This window comes from Microcoleus sp. M2_D5, from assembly GCF_036701935.1.
Classification (GTDB): Bacteria; Cyanobacteriota; Cyanobacteriia; order Cyanobacteriales; family Microcoleaceae; genus Microcoleus.
Genome location: NZ_JAUBRP010000139.1, coordinates 1 through 6,895, shown reverse-complemented (window position 1 = coordinate 6,895; position 6,895 = coordinate 1). Strand labels below are relative to the sequence as shown.

The 6,895-nt window shown below is 47.0% G+C and carries 4 protein-coding genes and 1 tRNA gene; 4 read left to right on the top strand and 1 reads right to left on the bottom strand.

Annotated features, from left to right (window positions below):
* Positions 1-167: 167 nt before the first annotated feature.
* Complete coding sequence (priA, locus tag QUA50_RS28750) at positions 168-2,729, top strand: primosomal protein N' (RefSeq protein WP_333259829.1); 2,562 nt, start codon at positions 168-170, stop codon at positions 2,727-2,729.
* 144 nt (positions 2,730-2,873) lie between these two features.
* Here priA and QUA50_RS28745 read toward each other — a convergent pair.
* Positions 2,874-2,944, bottom strand: a tRNA-Cys gene (locus tag QUA50_RS28745).
* A 74-nt stretch (positions 2,945-3,018) separates the two neighbouring features.
* Between QUA50_RS28745 and cpdA the strand changes: the two genes are divergently transcribed.
* The 3 genes from cpdA (at position 3,019) to QUA50_RS28730 (ending at position 6,552) form a co-directional block, all read left to right on the top strand.
* Entirely contained in the window at positions 3,019-3,900 is an 882-nt protein-coding gene (gene cpdA, locus QUA50_RS28740; RefSeq protein WP_333259832.1) for a 3',5'-cyclic-AMP phosphodiesterase, read from the top strand.
* A gap of 191 nt (positions 3,901-4,091) precedes the next feature.
* Entirely contained in the window at positions 4,092-5,570 is a 1,479-nt protein-coding gene (locus tag QUA50_RS28735; RefSeq protein WP_333259834.1) for an alpha-amylase, read from the top strand.
* Between the two features lie 205 nt (positions 5,571-5,775).
* Complete coding sequence (locus QUA50_RS28730; protein WP_333259837.1) at positions 5,776-6,552, top strand: SDR family NAD(P)-dependent oxidoreductase; 777 nt, start codon at positions 5,776-5,778, stop codon at positions 6,550-6,552.
* Positions 6,553-6,895 lie beyond the last annotated feature (343 nt).

Below are 6,895 nucleotides of genomic sequence, written 5' to 3'. Positions count from 1 at the left end.
ATTGTGGGATGGGCGTCCCGCCCGTCATGAGTGGACGGGCGGGACGCCCATCCCACTTTCAAGTGTGGAAGTTATTTAATTCTCATTCCTAAGATCGATCGAGCTAAACTGAGGGATAATGAAAACTCCCTTTGACCGCGGCTCCTCCTAGTTTGATGTGCAACCCTATGTCTACTGTCACTTTTGGTTTGTCAACCCCTATAGCGGCAGAGGCCGGGGCATCCTACGGCAGCAGCGAACCGCCACAGCGCCCCACCGTGCAAGCAGAGTGGATCGAGGTATTGGTGGACTCTCCTTTCAGGGTTGCGGGGGACTCGGCTGGGGAGGAAAATAAGTTATTTACCTATCGTTTACCTGCGGAACTTACCGTACAACCGGGGGATATTTTGAGTGTACCCTTTGGCAGTCAACAAGTAGGGGCGATCGCGATTCGGTTCATTTCTCAACTGCCGCCCGACTTAGATCCGGCGCGGGTTAAAGATGTCGAAGATGTTGTCAGTGCGGGTTTTTTCCCGCCTAATTACTGGGAATTGCTCGATCGCACTGCCACCTATTATTGCACACCTTTAATTCAAGTAATTAGAGCCTCGCTGCCGCCCGGTTTGTTAAGCCGTTCCGTGCGCCGCATTCGCTTAATTAAGGACGCAATTTCTCCGAATGCCGAAACATTTCTCAATCCCGCCGCCAGTCAAATTTTGCAGTTGCTGCAAGCTCAAAAAAACCGCGATTACACTTGGCAATACCTCCAGCGACAAGTCAAGGGAAGTTATCGAGGATTGAAAGATTTATTGAAACGCGGTTGGGTAGAAAGTTATTTAGAACCTCCCAATCCTCCCAAACCACAACTCAAACCGGCAGTGACATTAATTGCTAGTGCATTTGTCACAGATTTAACCAAGCGTCAACAAGAAGTATTGGAAGTTTTGCGGCGCGGCGGCGGTGAAATGTGGATGAACGATTTGCTGAGAATTTGCAGCGCGAGTTCTTCGGTTGTCAAAGCTTTGGAACAAAAAGGTAGCGTTGTAATTGACCAAAGGGAAGTGCTCAGGGGCGATCGCGGAATTTCTCAATTGCCCGATGCACCCAAAACTTTAACTCATTTTCAAGCTCAAGCCTTAGCGTTTATTAACTCTTTTTCGGGATTCCGTCAAGTGCTGCTGCACGGCGTTACAGGTTCCGGGAAAACCGAAGTGTATTTGCAGGCGATCGCCCCAATCTTAGCCAGTGGCAAATCCGCCCTCGTACTCGTTCCCGAAATCGGCCTCACACCGCAACTTACAGACAGATTCCGCGCCCGTTTTGGCGAGCAAATTTGCGTGTACCACAGCGCCCTATCCGACGGCGAACGTTACGATACATGGCGTCAGATGCTGACTGGAACCCCGCAAATTGTCATCGGCACGCGATCGGCCATTTTCGCACCTTTACCTCACCTCGGCTTAATTATCCTTGATGAAGAACACGACAGCAGCTTCAAACAAGACCAACCAGCCCCCTGCTACCACGCCCGCACCGTGGCCAAATGGCGCGCCGAATTAGAAAATTGTCCCTTAATTTTAGGTTCCGCAACGCCAGCTTTAGAGACTTTTGTCGGGACGCGCCGAGATTATTACTCGTTACCAAATATCCATTATTTATCATTGCCCGATCGCATTTATTCCCGCCCGATGCCGCCTGTGGAAATAGTCGATATGCGCCAAGAATTGCGGCAAGGAAACCGCTCTATTTTCAGCGCTTCCCTGCAAAACGCCCTGGAACAATTGCGAGCAAGACAACAGCAAGGTATTCTATTTATTCACAGAAGAGGACACAGTACCTTTGTCTCTTGTCGGAGTTGCGGCTATGTAATGGAATGCCCGAACTGCGATGTTTCCCTGTCTTATCACCACGTCGGCGAAGGAACAGCAGAAATATTGCGGTGTCACTACTGCAACCACACGGAACGACACCCCCAAAACTGCCCGGAATGCAGTTCTCCTTACTTCAAAAACTTTGGCAGCGGCACTCAGCGAGTCGAACAGGAATTAACGAGATTGTTTCCAGAATTGCGGGCAATTCGGTTTGACAGCGATACGACTAGAAATAAGGGCGACCACCGCAGATTGTTAACGCAATTTGCTAACGGGGAAGCTGACATTTTGTTGGGTACGCAAATGCTGACGAAAGGGTTAGATTTAGCGGGAGTAACATTGGTGGGAGTTGTGTCTGCTGACGGGTTGCTAAACTTATCCGATTATCGGGCCAGCGAACGAGCTTTTCAAACATTAACTCAAGTCGCGGGCCGTGCGGGCCGAGGCGACGATCCGGGGCGGGTAATTATTCAAACTTACACTCCCGAACACCGGGTTATTCAAGCAGTTAGGCGGCACGAATATACAGATTTTGTGGAAACAGAATTAGCAGAAAGAACGGCGCTGAATTATCCACCTTCGGGGCGGCTGATTTTGTTGCGGTTGAGCAGTGTAGATGCGGCGGAAGTTGCAGTGACTGCGGTACAATTAGCGTCGGTTTGTCAGGAGTATATTGAGCGATTGTCTGTACCGGGGTGTGAGTTGTTGGGGCCTGCACCTGCGGCGATTATGCGGGTGGCAAATCGCTATCGGTGGCAGATTTTGCTGAAGTTGCCTTTGGATGAGTCGGTGGATTTGTCGGATTTGATCGGGTTGCGCGATCGCACGCCGCGTTCTGTTAGTCTGACTATTGATGTCGATCCGTTGAATTTTGGTTGAGGGTTATTGGTTGGGTGGGGGCTGGTTTTTGTATATTAGACCTCTTGCAAAATAATTTTATGCTAAAATAAAATATTTTTTCTATGAGGGAACCTTCTCGATCGCCCAAACGGCATCTTAGCCACATTTCACACAAATTAAAAAAGGCGGCACCCAGATTTGAACTGGGGGTGGAGGTTTTGCAGACCTCTGCCTTACCACTTGGCTATGCCGCCGTTACGTCTGAAAATTGACGTTTTCTTATAGTACACCAAATCTCGAAAATTTTAACATACCTGTCAAAAATTTCGTGAAGCGCAGCTATCCCGTAGGGAATCGCCCTTTTTTCCCATATCCCCAAAACCCATCCGAGGCTATTCTAGAACTACATCGATCGCCCGCAACACCAGCCATGACACCAGTTTATCCCCTACTCGTCGCCCAAATCACCGACACTCACTTGTTTGCAGAGCTCGATCGAGAATGGAAAGGCCTCTCAACAACCCGCACCCTCCAAGCAGTTCTCGATCGCTTGCAACAAATACAGCCGCCGCCCGACTTACTCCTACTCACAGGCGACTTGTCGCAAGACGAAACACCCGAATCCTACCAGCGCCTCATCTCTCTCATCGCCCCCCTCGGAATTCCCGCCTACTGGATACCTGGGAACCACGACAACATCCCAGTCATGGCAGAAATCTTAAATCAGTCGCCCCTTTCCCCAGAAAAATCATGGATGCTAGGAAACTGGCAATTTCTATTGCTTTCGAGTGTGGAAGCCGGATGCGACGGCGGGCGGCTTTCCCCAGAAAGCTTGCATTGGCTGGACTCTCAACTGCAACAAACGGGCGATCGACCTGTTATCATTGCCTTGCACCATCATCCTTTGCCGATCGACTGTGAAATAATGGATGGAATGATGCTGCACAATGCCGATGAATTTTTCGCAATTGTCGATCGATACCCTCAAATCAAAATCGTTCTTTGCGGCCACATTCACCAAGAATTTCAACAACAGCGGGGTTCAGTTACCTACTTGGGGACACCCAGCACCTGCCTCCAACTTTTACCGAAAAGCCATCCGATTATTATTGACGAAATCCCGCCGGGATTTAGATTGATTGAATTGGCGATCGACGGTACTTGGAACACCAGAGTTGAGCGAGTTGCTGCCCAATCGCCACTAACTTAATATTTTTTAGTCTGCCTGAAATTATTAGTATCAAATTTACATTATCTTGTCAATACATCAACAGATAGATTTTTTTTATCAGCCCCATCTTTTATGATATTTATTAACCATAGATTGCAGACATACGTAAACTAGCGAGCTACGAACATAAATGTCGATCGCAATTTGACAAAACAGGAAAAACTAAATATATGTCTGAACTAAATGGCGTCATGATGCAGTATTTCCACTGGTACAGCCCCGACGACGGCAGCCTGTGGAATCAGCTAGCGAAATCTGCAAAAGATTTAGCCAAAATCGGCGTTACATCCCTCTGGTTGCCACCAGCCTATAAAGGAACTGGCGGCGGCATGGATGTGGGTTACGGCGTCTACGACTTATTCGACTTAGGCGAGTTCGACCAAAAAGGGTCGGTACGCACGAAATACGGGACAAAAGATGAGTATTTGGCCGCCATTAAAGCTGCCCAAGATGCTGGAATTCGGATTTATGCCGATGTTGTCTTCAACCACAAATTAGGTGCCGATGCAGAAGAAGAAGCCGAAGCCACACCCTTCAATCCCGACAACCGGAATGACACCGTAGGCGAATATCAAAAAATCAAAGCTTGGACGCATTTTACTTTTCCAGGTCGCGATAAAAAATATTCCAGCATGGAGTGGCATTGGTGGCATTTTGACGCCATTGATTACAACGTTTACAACACAGAAACCCATGCCGTTTACCTGCTAAAAGGCAAAGAATTCGATCGAGGAGTAGACTTAGAAAAAGGCAACTTTGACTACCTCATGGGTTGCGATTTAGATATGGATCACCCAGAAGTCAGCGGGGAGTTAAAATACTGGGGTGAGTGGTATGTCGATACAACAAACGTTGACGGCTTTCGCTTTGATGCCGTCAAACACGTTAAAGCAGAATTTTTCCAAGAATGGTTGGAACACGTTCGTAACTATGCCCAACGCGACTTATTTGCAGTCGGCGAATATTGGTCTTACGAAGTGGAAGCTTTGCACTACTTCCTAGAAGCAACGGACGGTAAAGTCTCCTTATTTGACGCACCCCTCCACTACAACTTCCACGCTGCTAGCAAAGCCGGCAATAGCTACGATTTGCGAACAATTTTTGATAACACTCTCGTCCAACAGCAACCCGCCCTCGCCGTTACCTTGGTTGACAACCATGATTCCCAACCCTTACAATCCCTAGAATCAGTTGTCGAGGCTTGGTTTAAACCCCTTGCCTACGCTTTAATTCTGCTGCGGCGCGAAGGATATCCGTGCATTTTTTACCCGGACTATTACGGCGCTAACTATAAAGATACAGCAAATGATGGCAATGAATACGAGATTTGGTTAGACAAACATCAGTTTATTCTCGATAAATTCTTGTTAGCGCGCCAAACCTATTCCTACGGCAATCAGTACGATTACTTCGACCACGCCAACACAATTGGCTGGACGCGACTCGGAGATGAAGAACATCCGGGCGGCATGGCTGTGGTACTCAGTAACGGAGGCGATGGCACTAAGTTTATGGAAGTCGGACAGCCGAATCGAACTTATATTGACATCACCGAACACATCAAAGAATCAATCACAACTAATGACGATGGTTGGGCTGATTTTCGATGTAACGCCGGTTCTGTTTCGGTCTGGGTGCCACAGCCGTAAGAACTGCGTTAAAACTGACCTACTCCTCTGCCTATAGTAGGGTGTGCACTGCACACCTTACCGCTATAATTAGTACACTAAACCACTTGTTACTTTCATGATTTTGCTCGCGAAAAGTTTTTTGTAGTGAGGAGTGTAGTCCTCTATCGACTATTATTTTTATGCTATGCGATCGCGCAAAAAAGTATTATTTATATAAAAAATTATGAAGCTTTCAGAAAAAGTTGCCGTTATTACCGGCGGTGGGTCGGGAATTGGTCGTGCAGCAGCAATTTTAATGGCTAAGGAAGGAGCAAAAGTTGCTATTATCGATCGCATTTTAGAAACAGGGCAAGAAACCGTCCGCCAGTTGGTCAGTGAAGGAGGCTGCGGGCTAGCTACTGCAGCAGATGTAGCGGATTCTCAGCAAATGCAACAGGCATTTCAAACAATTTTTGACGAATATCAAAGAATTGATATTGTGTTTGCAAATGCGGGTATTAACGGTGTATGGTCGCCGATAGAGGATATAGAACCGGATGAATGGGATCGGACAATTAACACCAACCTCAGAGGAACATTTTTGACTGTAAAATATGCAGTTCCTTATCTGAAAAAACAAGGAGGTTCCATAGTCATTACATCATCGATTAACGGCACCAGAAGTTTCAGGAAAATTGGTGCCACAGCTTACGCTTCCAGCAAAGCGGCACAAGTAGCTTTAGCAAAAATGCTGGCGCTAGAACTTGCCCCCAGCCAAATCAGAGTCAATGTTATCTGTCCGGGCGGGGTGCTGACAGCCATTGAAGAAAGCACCACTAAGCGCCATCTCGATCGCATTCCAGTCGCGCCTGATGCGATTCAAGATATGATTCCTTTGACTGATAATACGGCCGGTTCTACTGAAGAAGTAGCCCAATTAGTTTTATTCCTGGTATCAGATGCGTCCAGCTTTATCACAGGTACTGAAGTGTGGATTGATGGCGGCGGTTCTTTGATTTAAAATTTCAATATATTATATTAATTACCGTTGCACCGGAATAATAGCAAATCAGGACATGGTAGTGCAGTTTCCTGATAGTGTCTAATGACTAATATCAAATCTGTTCGCAGCGGAATTCGTCAGATATCTCTTCTCTTTATCTGCGTGAATCAGCGTTAATCCCTTCTCATCTGCGGTGAAGAAATTCAATTTTTTTTACCGCAGATACAGGCAGATAAACACAGATTAACTCAGATGAATTAGATTGTTGACTGTTGAGGGAATTTTATAGCAACCGCCAAGGCGGTTAGGACACGGTACCCAGGACATATTCAATTGCATCTCGAAGACAACTAAATCTATT